Origin of the sequence: Mesorhizobium sp. M0040, assembly GCF_040323505.1 — a bacterium.
In the GTDB taxonomy this organism is placed as follows: Bacteria; Pseudomonadota; Alphaproteobacteria; order Rhizobiales; family Rhizobiaceae; genus Mesorhizobium.
This window is the reverse complement of record NZ_JAMYVA010000002.1, coordinates 35939-53444: the sequence shown is the minus strand read 5'-3', so window position 1 is coordinate 53444 and position 17506 is coordinate 35939. Positions and strand designations below refer to the sequence as shown.

General features: G+C 58.7%; 16 protein-coding genes. 7 read left to right on the top strand and 9 right to left on the bottom strand.

The genetic code is table 11. The annotated features are described in order from the left end of the window. The first annotated feature begins 39 nt into the window (after positions 1 to 39). Both NKJ91_RS01895 and NKJ91_RS01890 read left to right on the top strand, forming a co-directional pair. Positions 40 to 1398 (top strand): type II and III secretion system protein family protein, encoded by a 1359-nt coding sequence (locus tag NKJ91_RS01895; protein WP_352454230.1) that lies wholly within the window; start codon positions 40 to 42, stop codon positions 1396 to 1398. A gap of 12 nt (positions 1399 to 1410) precedes the next feature. Then, complete coding sequence (locus NKJ91_RS01890; RefSeq protein WP_352454229.1) at positions 1411 to 1860, top strand: hypothetical protein; 450 nt, start codon at positions 1411 to 1413, stop codon at positions 1858 to 1860. A gap of 83 nt (positions 1861 to 1943) precedes the next feature. On the opposite strand, the gene NKJ91_RS01885 is transcribed toward NKJ91_RS01890, so the two are convergent. Next, positions 1944 to 2753 (bottom strand): tetratricopeptide repeat protein, encoded by an 810-nt coding sequence (locus NKJ91_RS01885; protein WP_352454228.1) that lies wholly within the window; start codon positions 2751 to 2753, stop codon positions 1944 to 1946. A 78-nt stretch (positions 2754 to 2831) separates the two neighbouring features. On the opposite strand from NKJ91_RS01885, the gene NKJ91_RS01880 reads away from it, so the two are divergent. Next, the gene (locus NKJ91_RS01880) at positions 2832 to 3872 is read left to right on the top strand and encodes an EscU/YscU/HrcU family type III secretion system export apparatus switch protein (protein ID WP_352454227.1); all 1041 of its coding nucleotides are present in this window, start codon (positions 2832 to 2834) and stop codon (positions 3870 to 3872) included. 207 nt (positions 3873 to 4079) lie between these two features. Here NKJ91_RS01880 and NKJ91_RS01875 read toward each other — a convergent pair whose 3' ends face one another. The 6 genes from NKJ91_RS01875 to NKJ91_RS01850 form a co-directional block, all read right to left on the bottom strand. Continuing rightward, the gene (locus NKJ91_RS01875; RefSeq protein WP_352454226.1) at positions 4080 to 5708 is read right to left on the bottom strand and encodes an ABC transporter ATP-binding protein; all 1629 of its coding nucleotides are present in this window, start codon (positions 5706 to 5708) and stop codon (positions 4080 to 4082) included. Continuing rightward, the gene (locus NKJ91_RS01870; protein ID WP_352449149.1) at positions 5698 to 6582 is read right to left on the bottom strand and encodes an ABC transporter permease; all 885 of its coding nucleotides are present in this window, start codon (positions 6580 to 6582) and stop codon (positions 5698 to 5700) included. The genes NKJ91_RS01875 and NKJ91_RS01870 overlap by 11 nt, the downstream gene beginning before the upstream one ends. Further along, positions 6579 to 7625, bottom strand: a complete 1047-nt coding sequence (locus NKJ91_RS01865; protein ID WP_352454225.1) for an ABC transporter permease — start codon at positions 7623 to 7625, stop codon at positions 6579 to 6581. The genes NKJ91_RS01870 and NKJ91_RS01865 overlap by 4 nt, the downstream gene beginning before the upstream one ends. A 100-nt stretch (positions 7626 to 7725) precedes the next feature. Then, positions 7726 to 9333: an ABC transporter substrate-binding protein gene (locus tag NKJ91_RS01860; protein WP_352454224.1), complete on the bottom strand. Its 1608-nt coding sequence runs from the start codon at positions 9331 to 9333 to the stop codon at positions 7726 to 7728. Positions 9334 to 9445: 112 nt separating this feature from the next. Continuing rightward, the gene (locus NKJ91_RS01855; protein ID WP_352454223.1) at positions 9446 to 9799 is read right to left on the bottom strand and encodes a Rieske (2Fe-2S) protein; all 354 of its coding nucleotides are present in this window, start codon (positions 9797 to 9799) and stop codon (positions 9446 to 9448) included. A gap of 11 nt (positions 9800 to 9810) precedes the next feature. Beyond that, positions 9811 to 10893, bottom strand: coding sequence for an amidohydrolase family protein (locus tag NKJ91_RS01850; protein ID WP_352454222.1), 1083 nt, complete (start codon positions 10891 to 10893; stop codon positions 9811 to 9813). A gap of 133 nt (positions 10894 to 11026) precedes the next feature. Between NKJ91_RS01850 and NKJ91_RS01845 the strand changes: the two genes are divergently transcribed. The 4 genes from NKJ91_RS01845 to NKJ91_RS01830 all read left to right on the top strand — a co-directional run bounded on the left by NKJ91_RS01845 (position 11027) and on the right by NKJ91_RS01830 (position 15334). Further along, entirely contained in the window at positions 11027 to 11884 is an 858-nt protein-coding gene (locus tag NKJ91_RS01845) for a LysR family transcriptional regulator (RefSeq protein WP_352454221.1), read from the top strand. A 91-nt stretch (positions 11885 to 11975) separates the two neighbouring features. Next, positions 11976 to 13052 (top strand): FAD-binding oxidoreductase, encoded by a 1077-nt coding sequence (locus NKJ91_RS01840; protein ID WP_352454220.1) that lies wholly within the window; start codon positions 11976 to 11978, stop codon positions 13050 to 13052. 317 nt (positions 13053 to 13369) lie between these two features. Beyond that, positions 13370 to 14026 carry a Crp/Fnr family transcriptional regulator gene (locus tag NKJ91_RS01835; RefSeq protein WP_352454219.1) on the top strand — a complete coding sequence of 219 codons (657 nt, stop codon included), beginning with the start codon at positions 13370 to 13372 and terminating at the stop codon, positions 14024 to 14026. 549 nt (positions 14027 to 14575) lie between these two features. Beyond that, positions 14576 to 15334 (top strand): LuxR C-terminal-related transcriptional regulator, encoded by a 759-nt coding sequence (locus NKJ91_RS01830; protein ID WP_352454218.1) that lies wholly within the window; start codon positions 14576 to 14578, stop codon positions 15332 to 15334. A gap of 114 nt (positions 15335 to 15448) precedes the next feature. Here the strand turns inward: NKJ91_RS01830 and NKJ91_RS01825 are convergent, their stop codons facing one another. Together NKJ91_RS01825 and NKJ91_RS01820 are read right to left on the bottom strand one after the other, a co-directional pair. Continuing rightward, on the bottom strand, positions 15449 to 15715 hold the full coding sequence (locus NKJ91_RS01825) for a hypothetical protein (protein ID WP_352454217.1): 267 nt from the start codon (positions 15713 to 15715) through the stop codon (positions 15449 to 15451). A 336-nt stretch (positions 15716 to 16051) separates the two neighbouring features. Further along, the gene (locus NKJ91_RS01820; RefSeq protein ID WP_352454216.1) at positions 16052 to 16957 is read right to left on the bottom strand and encodes a LuxR C-terminal-related transcriptional regulator; all 906 of its coding nucleotides are present in this window, start codon (positions 16955 to 16957) and stop codon (positions 16052 to 16054) included. Positions 16958 to 17506: the final 549 nt, after the last annotated feature.

The window sequence follows — 17506 nt, the reverse complement described above, 5'->3', positions numbered from 1 at the left end:
GCCGGACGGACGACATTGGGGATTCAGGAGAGAAATGGCATGACCATCCACAACACCGCGGCAGGCGTAGGATCAGCCGCTTTCGCGCGGCGGGCAGATTTAGGCCGGCTCGCTATCGCGACGATTGGCGTCCTGCTGGCGTTGTTGCTCACACTGGCCGATGCGACGGCACAGAACATATCAGCGTTGCCGAGCAAACCAACGGTCGGCTTGCCGGTCGGGCAAGGACGCTTATTGCGGTTCAATGAACCGGTCGAATCCGTGCTGATTGCCGACACCACGATCGCGGACCTTCAGGTCGTGTCGCCGAGCATGGTCTATGTGTTCGGCCTCAAACCCGGCCTGACCAACCTCATTGCGATCACGGCCGATGAACGGATCGAGGCAACGGCCCAGTTCCGCGTCACCCCCGATGTCACGCCTGCTACCGAGGCCAAGCAAGCAATGCAGCCGAGCTCGGCGACAAATCTCCACATTTTCGGGACCCGTATCGTTGCAACAGGCGAGGCGCGAGGCGTCGATGAGGCAACGGATCTGGACAATGTCGCCCGGACCTTCTCGCCACCGGAACAGCCGCCGCTGAACAACATGACCGTGCAGGGCTCACAGCAAGTCAACATTCGGGTTCGCTTCGCCGAGGTCTCGCGCACGGAACTGCAGTCCTACGGCGTCGACTGGTCCGTCGGCTACAGGAGCGGCGGCTTCGAATTCAACATGTTCCAGGACAACGGTGTGCCCTCGGGCAACGGGAATTTCGGTTTGAACATGGACCAGGCGCATGGCCTGAACTTCGACATTCTGATCGAAGCCCTGCAACGCAACGGCATCGTCAAGATACTGGCCGAACCGAACCTGACGGCCATGACCGGTCAGACGGCAAGCTTTCTCGCCGGTGGCGAAATTCCGGTTCCGATCCCGCAAGGAACCGACGTCGTCACCGTCCAATACAAGCCCTTCGGCGTGTCCCTCGGCTTCACCCCGACGCTGATCGGCCGCAATCGCATCGCGCTCCATGTCCAGCCGGAAGTCAGTTCTCTATCTGAGACCGGATCCGTAAGCGCCAACGGTTTCGCCATGCCGAGTTTCGTCGTGCGCAAGGCCGACACCACGGTCGAAGTGGCGAGCGGTCAGACATTTGCGATCGCCGGCCTTTTCCAGCAGCGGACTTCGCGCAATCTGGAAAAGTTTCCGGTGCTGGGCGATGTACCGGTGCTTGGCCCGCTTTTTCAATCACAGCGTTTCCAGCACGAAGAGACCGAACTGGTCATTTTGATTACGCCCTATCTGGTGGAACCGGTGCGCGACAGCCTCGCCACGCCGCTTGATCGTCCGGCAGCCAAGCACCGCAGCCGCAAGCACGCCAATGACGCATCGGCGACGGGTCTGATCATCAAGTAACGAGGACCGGATATGACATCCCCCATCGCATTTTTCTGCGTTGTTCCAGCGCTGGTTCTGGCCGGCTGCGCGAGCAGCCCGCAAAAGCGGCAGGATTATTCGCCTGGCTACAACTATGTTTCGACGGATGCAGGCGGCTCCGAGAAAGGTGTCGGCGGCTCAGTTCTTGCTCCCGATGCCTGTCTGGCCGAGCCAGCCGACGACGACAACTCTGCTGCCAAGACGAATCTGACGATCGTCTCCGGCGTCGGCTCCCATCTGCCGCCCGGTTGCGCCAATGCCTTCAATCTTCAGCGGATGTCCGAAAGCCAGCGTGACCTCGTAGAAGGCCGCCGCATGGGCCCGGCGGCGGCGGCACCGACCGCGCGCGCGGCCCGTCGCTACCTCGATGGCGAGGAGGCTCCGATAGGCGGCGCCAACAGCGCGCCGTCGGTGCCGCAAACAACGCTCCCAGTCGAGTGAGCCGGCGCGGTATTCGCCCGCGTAGTGTCACCCTACGCGTCGCGCTTGGCGGAAGATCGCTTCAGGCCCTCCGGCCCGATTCGCTAGCCGAGGATGGAGCCGAGCGCCTTCGCTTTGGCCTGAGTGCTGCCCTTCAGCCGAATGGTTCTTGCGCGGGCAAGCAGGGTGGCCACCTCCTTGGTCGTCAGCCCGATTGGCGGCGAGGCCTTGACCTGGTCGGCCTGGCCAAGAAGCCCGTACACCACCACAATGTTGCGCTTGTGGTGCAATTGCGCATTGGGAGCGGCGGCAATTTTCTGCACCAGCGGCAGCGCCGCAGCGGAATTGTCTTCAAGGGCTGCCGCCAATGCCATGTTGGTCTCGACGTCAAGATCGCCCGGCGCAAGTCTCAACGCCTGGGCGAAAGTCTCCTGCGCCTGCCCTGTCTGCCCGGCGAAAGTCTGCGCAACGCCCAATCGGTTGTAGGCGCCGCTGGTGTTGACCAGCGGCGCTGCCTGCGCAAGCGCGCGCATGCCTGCATCGATATCGCCTACCTCCATCATCGCCGAGCCAAGCCCAAGCATTGCTCCCCCGTCATTGGGAGCTTTGGCGAGCGCGGCCCGATAAGCTTTGGCGGCATCGGCAGGATAGCCTGCCCGCATGTAAGCGTCGCCTGTCTTGACGAGCGCGCTCGCCTTAGCGCCCGGCATTGCTGCGGCGCGCTGGTAGAGCGCGATGGCGGTATCACTTTCTCCGCGCGCATCAATATCGTCGGCAAGCTTGATCAGGCGCTCGGATTGAGACGATGGGCCCTGCGCCTTGGCCTGCACGGAGCCGGTTTGGGTCGTCTGGCAACCGCTCAGCGCCAGCGCGACGACGACTGGCATGAATACGACACGCAACCGCAAATCCACCTCTCCGTATTCAAGCCCGTCCCACCTTACACAGGGCATCGGCCGACTGGAACCACGATAGTGCGGTAAGATTGCAACATGGCCGAAGAAGCTGAGGAAAAGAAATTACCGGCGTCCGACAAGAAGCTTCGTGACGCCCGCCGCAAGGGCCAGGTTTCGCAAAGCCGCGACCTGGTAACCGGCTTCACTCTTTTCGCAGCGCTTGGCTATCTCTATTTTTGCTGGCCGCTGCTCTTCAAATATCTTTCGGAACTCGTGCAGACTGTGACGGTGCCCGGCGGCTCTTTCGAGGAGGTCAGCCTGCGGGCCATCCACCACTCGTTCTCATTGCTGATGCTTGCCACATTGCCGCTAGTCGGGATCGTTGTGGTTCTCACCGTAGCCTTCGGCATGCTGGCCACGTTCGGGCCGGTCTTCTCGTTCGAGCCGCTCAAGCCGCAGTTCGATCACATAAACCCGGCGAAGGGCCTTCAGAAGATCCTGTCGCTCCGCAATGTCATCGAGTTCGCCAAGGGCCTCGTCAAGGTGGTGTTCCTGGCAAGCCTTTTCGTATTCATCCTGATCGCCTGGCTACAGCCTCTCTTCGATGCGCCAGGCTGTGGTCAGACATGCCTGGAGCCGATCATCAAGGCGGTGATGACACCTCTCGGGACTGCCGCCGCCCTGGCCTTTATCGTCATCGGCTTGATCGATGTTCCTATTCAGCGCTGGCTGTTCCTACGGGACATGCGCATGACAACAACCGAATACAAGCGCGAACACAAGGATCTCGAAGGCGATCCATTGATCCGCCGTGAACAGCAGCGACAGCGGCGCGAAGCAGTGATGCAGCCTCCGAAGCTAGGTGTGAAAAACGCGGTCATCGTCTTGGTGTCAGGCGACCGCGCCGTGGCGTTGCGCTACGTCAAGGGCGAAACGCCTGTGCCGACAATTGTCGGCAAGGGTCAGGGCCGTGCGGCCGAAGATATGATGGCTCAGGCGCGCGAGGCAGGTATCCCCATAGTCGAGGATGCCGTCACCGCCCAAGCGATCTTCGAAAATGCGAACATCGGGTCTTATATCGGCCAGCAGATGTTTTCCCCGGTCGTTCGCCACCTCGTCCGGCACGGGCTCACTTGAGCCAAAATCCTGCGATTGTCGTTCTATGCCAGTCTAGCCCTGTCGGCTGGTGGAAGCGAAGCGGAAGTCCACTGGTCGCGCATCCGTCAGTGTCAAGGCGGCACGGCGGAAGACCGAGCAGGCCGATTCAATGAGGGCGTTTCGGTGGACCTGTCATGCCGCTCGATCCGCAGCTTGCGTTCATTCGCGTTGAATAACAATGCGTCCTCAGCCCCGGCTGGCCAGCAGCCTTGTCAGCCAATCCGGATCCATTTCCGGCACGGAGGATAAAAGCCGTTCGGTATAGGGGGCATGCGGCGGCGCGAGAATTTCGCTCTTCAATCCCTGCTCAACGACTTTCCCCTGGTGCATGACCACAATCTCGTCGGCGATCGCCCGCACGGTGGCAATGTCATGGGTGATGAAAATGTAGCTCATGCCGAGCTCGCGCTGAAGCCGCATTAACAGCTTGAGGATTTCCTCCTGCACAATCTGGTCGAGCGCAGACGTGATTTCGTCGCAGATGATCAGTTCCGGATCGGCGGCCAACGCCCGGGCGATGCAAACGCGCTGCTTCTGGCCCCCCGACAGTTCGGCCGGCAGACGATCCAGGTAAGTTTCGCTCATCTCGACCATGTGCATGAGTTCGCCGATCCGCCGATCCCGCTGCGCTCCCTTGAGGCCAAGATAGAATTCAAGCGGCCGAGCTATGACTTCTTCGACCGTCTGGCGCGGATTTAGCGCGTTGTCGGGCATTTGATAAATCATCTGTATGCGACGCAGAATCTCTTTTGGGCGGGTCTCCAGGGTCTTGGAAAGGGCCTGGCCGGCAAAGGAAATCGACCCCGAAAGCGGCGGCAACAGGCCGGTAACGACGCGAGCGAGCGTCGATTTCCCGGAACCGGATTCGCCGACCACAGCCACTGTTCGTCCACGTGGAACTTTGATGGAGACATCCTGGAGCACCTTGACCCTCCGCGCGTAAGCCGCGGTGACGTTGTCTATCGTAAGCAGATATTCATCGGCCGGAACTTCGGGCTTGGCGAGCTTGCGCACGGCCCAGAGCGTTTTGGTATATTCCTGGCTGGGCGAGGCGAGCATCTGGCGTGTTTCAGCCTCCTCCACGGTAAGTCCATCGCGCAAAACCATGATGCGGTCCGCCATTTGCGCCACCACCGCCAGATCATGCGTCACATAAATTGCAGCCGTGTTGAATTCCTCCACGACATTGCGAATGGAGGCGAGAACTTCGACCTGCGTCGTCACATCGAGCGCCGTCGTTGGCTCGTCGAAGACGATGAGGTCCGGACGACAGGCCATCGCCATCGCGGTCATTGCCCGTTGCAACTGTCCGCCGGAAACCTGATGAGGATAGCGAAAGCCGATGGTCTCCGGGTCTGGAAGCTGAAGACGCCGATAAAGATCGACGGCACTCCGGTTCGCTTTCTCTCGGCTGGCAATACCATGCGCCACCACAGTTTCGACAGTCTGGTCGAGGAGCCGGTGGGCCGGATTGAAAGAGGCCGCGGCGCTTTGTGCGACATAGGCGATACGGGAGCCTCTGAGGCGACGCCGCCCTGTTTCGCTGAGTGCCAGAAGATCGATCCCGTCGAACAGGATCGAGCCCTGTGTGATACGGCAGCCCGGCTTGGCGTAACCCATCGCGGCGAGGCCAATGGTGGATTTGCCGGCGCCTGACTCGCCGATCAGGCCAAGAACCTCCCCCCGCTTCAGCGCCAGATCGACCCCGCGGACAATGGGATGCCATCGCTCGTCCGAGAAGCCCTCCACATGGAGATTGCGGATCTGAAGTAGATCCTTACCTTTTTCGCGCGAGGCCGGACCGCTACCTTTCATCCCGCAACCCGCTTGTTGCGTGCAGGAACCAGTCGACGACGAAATTCACGGATACCGTGAGGAGGGCAATCGCGCCGGCCGGCAGCAGCGGCGTGACATCGCCGTAGGTGATCAGGGTTGCATTCTCGCGCACCATCGATCCCCAATCGGCGGTCGGCGGCTGAATGCCGACGCCCAGGAAGGACAGTGCCGCGATCGTGAGGAATACGAAGCAAAATCGCAAGCCGAACTCCGCGACCAGCGGCGGCATCACGTTGGGAAGGATTTCCTTGGCGATGATCCATTTCGGGCCTTCGCCGCGCAATCGCGCCACCTCGACATATTCCATCACTGCTACGTTAAGCCCGACGGCGCGTGCGAGCCGAAAGACGCGGGTGGAATCGAGCAGCGCAATGATGATTATCAGGCTGGTGATCGACGACCCGAAGATCGAAAGCAGCACCAGGGCGAAGATCAGGCTTGGGATCGACATCAACACGTCCACCGCACGCGACAGTATCTGGTCGAGCCATCCCCTGTACAATGCGGCAAGAAGGCCGAGCGAGACGCCAACGGCGAAGGACAGCAGTGTGGTCGCGACGGCGATACCGATGGTGTTGCGCGCACCGTAAATCAAGCGTGTGAGCATATCGCGGCCGAGCTGGTCGGTTCCCAGTTTGAACTGCTGGCTCCACGGTGCGAAGGCTTCGCTGAAGACCTGCGTTTCGCCGTATGGGGCGATCCAGTGCGCGAACACCGCAACGATGACATAGCCGATGATGACGAGGATGCCGAACCAGGCACTGAAGGGTGCCTTCTTCAGCGCCGTTTTGGCCCGGGTGGCGCGCGAGCGCCTCAGCCTGTGAACCTGAGCGATGGGTTCGTAGCTGGTCATCGTGGATGCAAGAGCCTTGGATTGGTGGCGATCGAAATGATGTCGGCGGTCAGATTGAGCAGGATGTAGGTCGCCGCGAAAATCAGGGCGCAGGCCTGGACAACCGGAACATCCCTGGATTTGACCGCATCAACCATCAGCTGACCAATGCCGGGATAGACGAACACCACTTCGACAACGACGACTCCGACGACCAGATAAGCGAGATTGAACGCTACCACCGTGACGATCGGAGCCCAGGCGTTGGGCAACGCATGCCTGAGTACGATGGCCATGGGCGACATTCCCTTCAGCCGCGCCATGTCGATATAGGGGCTTGCCAGCATGTTGATGATCGCCGCTCGTGTCATGCGCATCATGTGGGCGACGATGACGAGCGTAAGTGTGATTGCCGGCAAGGCTACTCTCAAGACATGCTCCCAGAATGGCGTCTGGTCGTTCACATTCGACAATGTCGGGAACTTGGGAACTGCGTTGAGCATCCAGCTCAGTGACACTGCGAGCCAGTGCGGCAGGGATTGTGCGAACTCGGATCCGATGAACGTGTCGCGCGAGATGACCAGGTAGGCGAGCATATAGGCGACGAAAAACTCCGGGAACGAAATGGTTGTCAGCGTCACTGCGTTCACCAGCCGGTCGAACCAGCCATTGCGGTAGAGCGCAGCGAGGATGCCAAGTCCCAGGGCCAGCGGAACTGCTATCAGCGCTGTCATCGATGCAAGGAACATCGTATTGTAGAGGCGCGGCGCGATGATCTCGGCGACAGTGCGCCGATACCCGGTGCGGCTCGCGAACGAAGAGCCGAAATCCCCGTGGAGCATCTGCCCGACCCAGACGAAGTAGCGCTCGACAGGCGGACGGTCGATGCCAATTTCTCGCTGGAAGGCGGCGACCGTTTCGGGTGTGGCGGATTGCCCGAGCATCGCCTTGGCGAAGTCGCCCGGAAGCATTGCAATCGCAGAAAAGATGATGATGGACACGATGAACAGCGTGACGAGGCCGAGGCCAAGGCGCTGCAGAACCGTTCTTGCGACGGGGTTCATTTGCACGCGTTTCCCGTTGCGGCCACTGCCCTGCCACATCCGGCAGGGCACACCGGGGCCAACCGGACCCTCGCAACCATCGCGGGCCCGGCCCGCACTCTCACGCAGTGGCGATCCACCAGCGTTCGGCCATCTTCAGTCCATCGTTCTCCCAGTTCGGCGCCACCTCGCCATGTGCGAGCTTATTGGATTTGGCGCTGACGAAATTGTTGAAGACCAGTACGATGCTGCCGCCATCATCATGGGTCAGTTGCTGCATCTCGGCATACATTGCCCCCCGCTTGGCCTCGTCGGTCTCGGCGCGCGCCTGGACAAGCAACTCGTTGAAGCGAGGATTTTTCCAGAACGACTCGTTCCAGCTGGAGTCTGCGGCGAAGGCTTGTGTGAACATCCAGTCGGGGGGCGCGCGACCGCTCCAATAGGAAGCGCACCAAGGTTTCTTGAGCCAGACATTATCCCAATAGGCGTCCTCGGCCTCACGCACGACGTTTACGTCGATGCCGCACTGGGCTGCCGTTTCGCGGATGAGCGCAGCCGCGTCCACAGCGCCTGCAAAAGCGGCATCGGCAACCGAGAGATCCACCTTCAGTTTTTCCATTCCGGCCTTTTTCAGATAATGCTTGGCTTTCTCCGGATCGAAACTGTGTTGCGGCTGCGGATTAGTGGCGAATTTGATTGCCGGCGCGATCGGGTTGTCGTTGGCCACGGTGGCGTGGCCGAGAAAGATCTTGTCGACGATCTCCTGACGATTGATCGCCCATTTCAAAGCCATTCGGACGTCCGGATTGTCGAACGGCGCCATCGTGACATTCATCGGCAAGGTATAGTGGCCATAGCCGGTGACCTCGACGATCTCCACCTTGGGATTGCGTTTCAACATGCCGAGGGTCTTGAGGTCGGCGCGGCCAATATAGTCCACCTCCCCTGTCGATAACGCGGCCATGCGAGCGGCGAGATCGGTGATGGCGATGAACTCCACCTCGTCGAGATAGGGTTTGCCATTTTTGAAGTAATTCGGATTGCGCTTGAGCTTGGCCGAAACTCCGGGCTGGAAGTTCTCGAGCACGAAAGCACCGGTGCGAACGCCCGATCCCCAATCCGCCTTGCCGTCCTTGGCCGGCATGATGACCAGATGGTAGTCACTCATGATGTAGGGGAAGTCGGCATTGCCGCTCTTCAACGTGAAGACAACCGTCTCCGGGCCGTCCGCCTTGATGCTGGCGACCGGTTCAAGCAGCGGCTTCGCCGCCGATTTGGTTTCGTCGCCCATATGATAGCGCAGCGAAGCCACGACGTCGTCCGCCGTGACATTCTTGCCGTTGTGGAAGGTTGCGCCCTTGCGCAGCTTGAAGACCCAGGTTTTGGCGCCATCCGATGATTCAAAGCTCTCGGCCAGGTCCGGTTGGACGTTGCCTTTCGCGTCGACGTCGGTGAGGCTGTTGGACATCGAGCCCGAGAACGCGGTTTGTGTGAACGTATCCGGGTAGCCGGCCGGATCGATCGAATCCGTTGTTGCCCCATGTGCCATGCCGAGCTTGGCGAAGCCGCCCTGCAGCGGTTCGGCCCGGGCCGTGCTGACGAAGAGCTTGTCCGCAGCAGTAAGCGTCAGCCCAGCGGCCAGCCCAAGATGAATGAAGTCGCGACGGGAAATCTTGCCGCGGCCAATCTGGCTTTGAGCGATACCAAGCTTGTATTCAGATTCTGACATTTGACTCTCCCATTGCGGATTTTCCGCGTTATTGTTCGTCAATCACCTGTGAAGAAATCTGCTCGTCAGCCGCGATCATCTTTTCTTCTAACTCCTCGACTCCATAGCTCAATTAGGCCGTCACATAGATGCTGCCCGCCTCGACGGTGACTGGAAATGTGCGCGCGCGAACGGACGGATCGACCAAAGCCGCACCTGATTTGATGTCGAATTCCCAGCCATGCCAGGCGCAGCGCACAATCTCGTTTTCGCGATGATAGATGAATTGCGCCTGTTCGACCGGCGCAGTTGTTCCGCATTGCGGCCCCTCGCAAAGCGGAGCGCCGCGGTGCGGACAAACATTCAGCAGCGCGTGGAATGAATCTCCGATGCGGAAAACCCCGACCGAAAGGCTGCGGATCTTGGTGATGAAGGGAGATCCGGTTTCGATCTCGTCGACACGGCAAATATATGTCTTCTCAGGCATCGTCTGCTTCCTCAGGCGGCATTCGCCGCTTGCGCGCGGGGAATGCGTTTGTAGACCTCCAACGCATTCAGCCCCATGATCTTGCTCTTCCAGGCGGGAGGGATTTGCAGCGTGTTGGCGTCGTCGTAATCCCAATGCGGATAATCGGAGGCAAACATCAGCGTATTTTCGCCGTCCATCGCTTCGAGAGTGGACCAGAGATGCTGAATGTTTGCGGGCTGCTCCAGCGGCTGCGTGGAAAAGCGGATGTTGCGCCGGCAATATTCCGACGGCAGCATCTTCAGCCATGGCGTCTCTTTGCGCAGCGCTTTGTAATCCGCATCCAGGCGCCACAATACCGACGGCACCCAGGCCACGCCGCATTCGATGACGACGAAGTAGAGGTCCGGCCATTTTTCGAAGACGCCATGCGCAATCATGCTTGCGACATGTGAAATCGCCGACATGTGCAGGATGGCGTGCGTCTCCCAGAAGAACGTCGTTGGGGCAGGAGCAATCGCGGTCGAATTCACGCCGCCATGGCCGCCCAGATGAATGGCAAAGGGCAGCCCCACTTCGGCGCATGCTTCATAGATCGGGTGGTAAAACGGGTCGCCATACGGCTTGACGGAGCCTTGCGAGGCAAGAACCTGAACCATGCGCGGATGATTGCCCAAGCGGCGTATCTCGGCGGCCGCGAGCTTCGGATCCTGTGGCGCAATGATGATCGAGCCCACGAAGCGATCGTCCTTCGGCAGCCAGTGGTCGATCTGGTAGTCATTGTAGGCGCTGACGAGAGCGCTGGCATAATAGGGGTTGGCGAGGGTAGACGCCTCGATCGGCTCGTCGCCGGTCAGGATCGCCACGTCGACCTTGTACTTGTCGAGGTGCTTCTCTTTCATGATGAGATAGTTGTCGGCTTCCGTTTTCGGACGGACGTCCTTGCGGGAGAAGTCCTGCGGATGAAACCAGGGACGATGGCCATGCGGGAAGGCGCCAACGGGACCTGTCTTCTCGCCTTCAACGAACATGTCCTTCCATAGGCCGGAAAGGTAGGGCTCCAGTACAGTGGCGCTTGACCAGTAATTGTGACAATCGCAGTCGACTATGAACACGTTGCTCAGCTCCGTAGCTTCAGCCTGGTCGATGCTGCCGGCCGATTTCTCCCATGCAGCTTCCGCCTTGAGTATTGTTTGATCAAGCGTATGATCCAGCGCAATATGATCGACTTTTTCGATTGGAGGTCACGTGCAGCTAGATCACATCGAAACCTTTCTCGACATCATCGAATCGCGAAATTTCAATCGCACCGCCGATCGGCTGGGATTGACCCAGTCGACGATCAGCACCCGGATCAAGAATCTGGAGAGCGCGATCGGGTCCGAGCTCTTCCAGCGCGGGCGTGCCGGTGCTGAGCCGACAGCCGCAGGACGGCGGTTCGAAGCCTACGCCAGATCCCTGCTGTCGACCTGGTCGCAAGCTCGACACGACGTGCGAGCGTTCAACCGGTTCGAGGGCACCTTGCGCATCGCCGCACAGGTAGGCATGACCCGGTCGGTCCTGCCGGGATGGGTCGAGACACTGTGCCAGGCCCTTCCAAAATCCTCGATCCATGTCGAGTCGGATTATTCGAACCAGATGGTCAGCGACCTAAGCATGGGAAATCTGGATATCGCCGTGCTTTATGCGCCTCGCTACCTGCCTGAGATCGCCTACGAACACCTGATGGTCGAGGAATATGTGATGGTTTCGACGGCTGCCAGAAGGCTGTCCGACGTCGACCCTGAAACCTACATTCGCCCGGGCTACACCGCCGTGCTGGAAAAGACGCACGCAGAGCTGCTGGCCGAGTTGGCGATCTGTCGGCTTTCGACGGGATCGGAAACTCTGGCGGAGATCATGCTCCGACGAACGGGCGGCACCTGCTATATGCGTAGCGACGATGCGCGCAGGTTCACTGCTGAACTCCCATCGTTTCTCGTCGAGGGAGCGCCGACGCTGCACCAGCCAGTCCACACCGCGATACTCGCGCGCCGCAAACATGAACCAATTATTCGCAAAGGCATCCGAGCTCTCCAGATTGCTGTAATGTCACTGGAAGTCTAATCGAAATTGCCGATCATAAAGGCAGGATTGCGCGGCTGTTCAGCGGGGTTTGAAGTGGCATCTTGGCTCGACTTCAAACCCGAGTTGACTGATGAATGCATACGCGACCTTTGCAGCCTCCGGCTTCGTCCCAACAAAGCGTCACCGGCATTGGGCACAGACCACACCGCAGCTTGTGCTCTGCCGGCGCGTGATCGACGAAACGCACGATGTGAAAACATTCGTTCTCACACCCGCTTCAGATCGGATGTTCTGCTTCAGCGCTGGCCAGTATGTTCTGGTGCACCTTAGGATCAACGGTGCCGCGGTGACGCGCTCCTACTCCGTTTCGTCACCGCCGACGCGACCGCTCGACCTGCAGATCACCGTGAAACGGACGCCGGGCGGGCTCGTTTCGAATTGGCTCCATGACAATTTGATGCCGGGCGACGGGATCGAGATCGAAGGGCCGCTCGGCTCGTTCAATCTCGACGACATGCCGCATGGAAAGTCCCTCTTCCTTTCAGGTGGCAGCGGGATAACTCCCGTCATGTCGATGCTGCGCGCATTTACCGACCGCGCGGCCGACCAGGATATCCGCTTCATTCACAGTGCGAGAACGCCGGAAGACATCATCTTTCGGCTTGAACTGGACGCACTTGCCGCTCGCTTTCCCGATGTTAAAGTGACTTGCATTTGCAGTCAGGATGACCCGGCATGGAGGGGTCCAACTGGACGCATTGGCAGTCAAATGCTCCTGAACCTGGTTCCCGATCTCCATAGCCGCACCGTTTTCGCCTGTGGGCCGGAATCCTATATGAAGACAGCACGCGGCTGCCTGGAGGCAATCGGCCTCGCCCGTTCACAGTATCATGAGGAGAGCTTCGGAGGCGGCAACAGTTCGCGTTCGGTACCGGCTTCAAAGGTTTCGTCTTCGGTCCGCTTCGTCAGGTCTGGCGTTGCGCATGACTGCGTGCCCGGAGAGACCTTGCTCGAAGCGGCGCGCCAATGTGGCGTCTACGTCCCGACCGCTTGCCAGCAGGGAGTTTGCGGGACCTGTCGGATCGCCAAGCTGTCCGGCGAAGTCGTCATGGATGACTTAGGCGGGCTGACATCGGAAGCCAAATCGGCAGGCTACGTCCTGGCGTGCTGCAGCCGCCCGCAAGGCGACGTTTTGCTTGACCTGTAATTGCCATCCGCATCGCGGGTCAGCTTTTGCGTTCCATAGCCAAGCCATAGTGTTGCGACCGCAATGTGATTAGCGTTTCGGAGCCTGTTGTCCGGCTGCACGGGAGAGTTCACCGCCGCTGAACCCCTTAAATTAATTGCAGTTTACCTCATTCAAACAGACGAGGACAGTATGCAACCCCGCCCCTAGGGTAAGAGGTCGTTCTGTCGATTTGTTCGGGAGAAACTATTGCAAGTCGTGTGGAACCAGAAGCAAGTTCGCGATTCTTCATGCAGACACTATTGGAGTTCATGTGCTCGCATCCCATAGGGGGAACGTTGTCGAAGGACGAGTGGGGGAACAACGATTTTCTCGGTGTTACCGCAAAAATCTATAAACCCCATTCGGTGATATGCCGGCAGGAGGACGACAACAGTGAGATATTCATTGTAAAATCGGGCTGGGGCATACTTTATCAGGCACTGCCGGACGGAGAGCGGCAGATCATAGACACTCCCCTCAAGGGGGATGTCGTCGGTTTCCGTGGCTTGGACGGACCCCGTCTTGCGTCGCTGGCGTCCATAACCGAACTAGCTGTTTATGAAATTTCCAGTAAGGAACTGGTCGAGGCCATCCTGTCGGAAGGCCGAATCGGGAAGAAGATCGCCTGCTCCCTGGCGCGCCTGAACGCCATCCTTGCCGAACATCTCATGAATACCGGGCGGCGGAACGCGATGAGGCGTACCGCCCACTTCCTGCTAGAGTTGGAGGTGAGGCTCTCCAGGGTTGGGCTGTCGGCGCATGGAAGGTATGAGTGTCCTCTTGCCCAGCATGAACTGGCCGACATACTCGGCATGACCACGGTTCACGTCAACCGAACGTTAAGGGAGCTCCGCAAGGCCGATCTCGTCTCTTTCAAGTCAGGCCATGTAGAGGTGATCAATCGCAAGAAGCTGGTCGAAACAGCCGGATTCGACAGCGAGTATCTCAGGTAGCGGCTATCTCTCTTGAAGAGATTATCATGACGGGCGGCAACTCGGCCTGTCGCCCCGAGGCCGGTGTGTTGCTGAAATATGCGCGGAGCCCTTTTACTGCGGCAGATCCACGGGTGGGGCTCAAGCTAAATTGTTGAGCCATGGCTATCAGCGCTGTGCGCTAACCATGTCAACGGCACCTTCAGGAGTTCTGGTCTACCGCGGGAATCGCCGCAGGTACCAGCCGATCAACATTCGGCTGCCTGCTAGGTGAGATGGCCAAGTGATCCTGTGCATGCGTCTTCAGGCGGATTGCAGCCCTTTTGGTCCGGCTTGGCGCCGGTTCCCGGAAAATTATGAAAAAAGCAACCTATGTTAGAGACTGCTTATAAATAAACCCTACACTTACCCAAGTTGGGTGTCTGCTGGGTCGGGAACTAAACAGGACGCAAATGGAGTAATCGAGCCTCGACGTTTCACAAGGCGCAATACCAAGTTTTTCAATGCCAGAGAATGCGGAAACCATATCGGCCGGCGCAAGGCGGCTTGTGTGGAAGAGCGGGTATTGATATGGGCTCCACAGCAGGACTGCACAATTACACTTCGGCAAATCGATCCGGAGTCCCGTCCGGTGGAACGGAAACCGTCCGCGGGCAGACAGGCAGGGAATGCCTCCTCATTCTGGACGGAAGGGCACTAGACCGCGAGTGTCTCGCATCGGCTCTCGTGGACCACGAACTTGGTATGGATGTCACCGCGTGGCGTTCCGTCGAGGAGTGGCGCGTCGGAAAGAGCTCTGCCCCTCCCCTTGCAGCCATACTCTTCAACCTTGGCAGTCGGAAGGTTACAGATTATGGCCTCGCTGACGAGATCAGGCACATTTCATCCGAGTTCAAATCGGTCCCTGTGGTCGTCCTGGCCGAGACAGAAGACCTTGCCCAGATACTGACCGCTCTCGAATGCGGTGCACGCGGCTACATTCCGACCTCTGTTGGAATCGATGTCTGTGTCGAGGCAATCAACCTGGCGGCAGCGGGAGGCATCTTCGTGCCGGCGAGCAGTGTCCTTGCTATGCGGCACCTGATAGAGTCGGGCCGCCGCGACACGCAGCCTTTGGCGGGCATTTTCACGCTTAGGCAGGCCGAGGTTGCGCTAGCGCTCCGGCGCGGCAAGGCGAACAAGATCATCGCCTACGAACTGAATTTGCGCGAAAGCACGGTGAAGGTCCACATCCGCAATATCATGAAGAAGCTAAAGGCGACCAACCGCACGGAAGTCGCCTGCAAGGTCAACGATCTTCTCTCAGAAGGAACTCTGCCTGAAGAGTGAGCCCAAGTATAACACTGCCCACCTTGGGTGAATCCTGTGGCCATGTTCGGCTATTCGCCCTATCAAACATGTATTGTGAAAGTCGAAGGGCGGAATCGGCGGCTAATCGGCTGTCTAAGCAGGCTCGGGGAAGGTGTGTCTTCCTACCCATCCTATGGCCTCCTCGATCGTATCGAAATTCTTGTGCTGCCCGCTCAGCAGCCCGAATCCCGTTTCGAGGAACCATTTGCCTTTCGTGGAATATGCTTCCTCGTCGATTTGGGTAAGGACCGCCACCAATTGGTCGCGTTTCCACACCAGCACCCCGGATTCTCCGCCTTCAACCGTTCCGATCCGGACTTCGCTGAATGACAATCCAGAAACAGTCTTCGCTTGGCCCATTTTGATGAATTCCTCAGATTCAAAATGGCAATAAAATCCGTGAGCTTTGCAATTTGTTATCAAATCACGCAGTGAGTTCGAGCCGTTTGAGGCGATCTAATTCGGCAATCGACGCTATTGAGTACAGGCGACAACGCGTAAGGAAACCGGATCTGAGACGACCGCCGCCAATACAAAGGGCCGGGTCGTGGTCACATCGGCGCCGTCCACATGATGCGTGCGGTCTCCACCGCGCTCCTTCGCCCAGCCCGGGAACGATTTGAGCCCTATGCCTTGTTGATCGGCAACGAAGTTTGGCACAGGGATGCGCCAGCCCGAACGAAGATCTATCGCAGGTCATATTGGATGATCATCATCGAGAAAGAGGTATCCGTTTTGTGCTTCAGGCAGGTCATGCGGATGGTGAGCTGACTGAGGTTCTATCGTGTCGTTCCCCGTCGGGCCGTCGCCAGACGCTGGAGTAAGCATACCATGGTTCATTGCCCAAACTGCGGCCTGTGTTCGGTTGCGAACCCGAACCTTTCGAAGGATGGCCTTGACGTGTACCTTCACTGTAGCCTCGGCGATATTAATCTCGCGCGCGATGACTTTGTTGGATTCCCCTCCGATCAAGCGACGCAGAATGGACTTCTCCCGATTTGACAAAATCACTAGTTCTTCACCTTCAATCTCCACTTTAACTGCAGCGCTCGGTAACTCAGCAGCTACAGCATCATTTCTCAACCCTTGTCTGATATCTTCAATTACCATCGAAGTTTCCGTAGGCAACACGATTTGCCCTAGCGTAACCAATTCGAGAGCTTTAATGAACGTGTCGTAAGCAGCGACCTTTGTCAGATACCCGTTAGCCCCGGCACGAAAAGCTGAGATTATATTGGTCGTTCGACAGTGATCGGCTAGCGCAACGACATGGCTGGTCGGGTAGATCGCCTTAAAGTCTGCAATTTGTGCGAACTCAGCATCCGCATCAGTATCGCCGACATCTATGATGAGCAAGATGGAACGGTGCTGGGGTAGCGGCTTCTGCAGAAGATCGTGAACAGTCGCCGCGGAGAAAAGAATACGAAAATTTGCCGCATTCAGGGTTCGACTAAGCGCTTCTCGAAGCAACTCGCTCGGCTCGACAAGCACCGTTATGAAAGATTTTCTTGTCATCATCGCATTCTCGCTCGGCGCGATTGGGATGCACATGTCGATTGGGATGCTCCAAAGCGCCAGCCGCACAGTTTCTTTTGTTCTCAATGTTACGCTCGGAAACCTTGCACCCAAATACCATCTTTAGGCGTAGGGCAGCATCATCGAGGCGTATCCGAATTCTTCAACCTGGGGCTTTTGGGTCAAGCGCACGAGCTCTTGGTTTCAGCAGCTCAGGGAGGCGGCCATCGTAGCAAAGGACTGCGCGGCCGTGAGGATTGCTAGGGCTTGTTTTCCGGTGGGCGTGGTGGTGCCCCCGATCTGGCGGGAGAGCGTCGCGGTTTATGCGGCGAGCGGCGGGCTCAGGCGAGCCGCCCCGCGGCAGTCGACCACTCGGGGATGTCGCGCAGGGCCGGGTGAAGCCGACACTGACGCGGGCACGCTGATCTGAGCACACGCCGCACACGCCGAGCTTCAGCAGCTGAGGCAATGCGTGCCGCGGCCGGCCGTGGCGAAGCGAACTGGGTGTGAGTCAAGCGCGCGACGCAGCACTGACACACAGCGCAGATGCTTTTCGGCTTAAAAAATGGGGAAGTCTGCCAAGTCGCTCCTTTGCAGCACCCCTGCGGCCCGCAATGGACGCGTTGCCTGCCGCGG

What these genes read in the sequence shown, in the direction of transcription:
- NKJ91_RS01895 (WP_352454230.1), top strand. Translation starts at nt 40, where the DNA reads ATGACCATCCACAACACCGCGGCAGGCGTAGGATCAGCCGCTTTCGCG.
- NKJ91_RS01890 (WP_352454229.1), top strand. Translation starts at nt 1,411, where the DNA reads ATGACATCCCCCATCGCATTTTTCTGCGTTGTTCCAGCGCTGGTTCTG.
- NKJ91_RS01880 (WP_352454227.1), top strand. Translation starts at nt 2,832, where the DNA reads ATGGCCGAAGAAGCTGAGGAAAAGAAATTACCGGCGTCCGACAAGAAG.
- NKJ91_RS01875 (WP_352454226.1), bottom strand. Translation starts at nt 5,708, where the DNA reads ATGAAAGGTAGCGGTCCGGCCTCGCGCGAAAAAGGTAAGGATCTACTT.
- NKJ91_RS01870 (WP_352449149.1), bottom strand. Translation starts at nt 6,582, where the DNA reads ATGACCAGCTACGAACCCATCGCTCAGGTTCACAGGCTGAGGCGCTCG.
- NKJ91_RS01865 (WP_352454225.1), bottom strand. Translation starts at nt 7,625, where the DNA reads ATGAACCCCGTCGCAAGAACGGTTCTGCAGCGCCTTGGCCTCGGCCTC.
- NKJ91_RS01860 (WP_352454224.1), bottom strand. Translation starts at nt 9,333, where the DNA reads ATGTCAGAATCTGAATACAAGCTTGGTATCGCTCAAAGCCAGATTGGC.
- NKJ91_RS01855 (WP_352454223.1), bottom strand. Translation starts at nt 9,799, where the DNA reads ATGCCTGAGAAGACATATATTTGCCGTGTCGACGAGATCGAAACCGGA.
- NKJ91_RS01840 (WP_352454220.1), top strand. Translation starts at nt 11,976, where the DNA reads ATGAATGCATACGCGACCTTTGCAGCCTCCGGCTTCGTCCCAACAAAG.
- NKJ91_RS01830 (WP_352454218.1), top strand. Translation starts at nt 14,576, where the DNA reads ATGGGCTCCACAGCAGGACTGCACAATTACACTTCGGCAAATCGATCC.
- NKJ91_RS01825 (WP_352454217.1), bottom strand. Translation starts at nt 15,715, where the DNA reads ATGGGCCAAGCGAAGACTGTTTCTGGATTGTCATTCAGCGAAGTCCGG.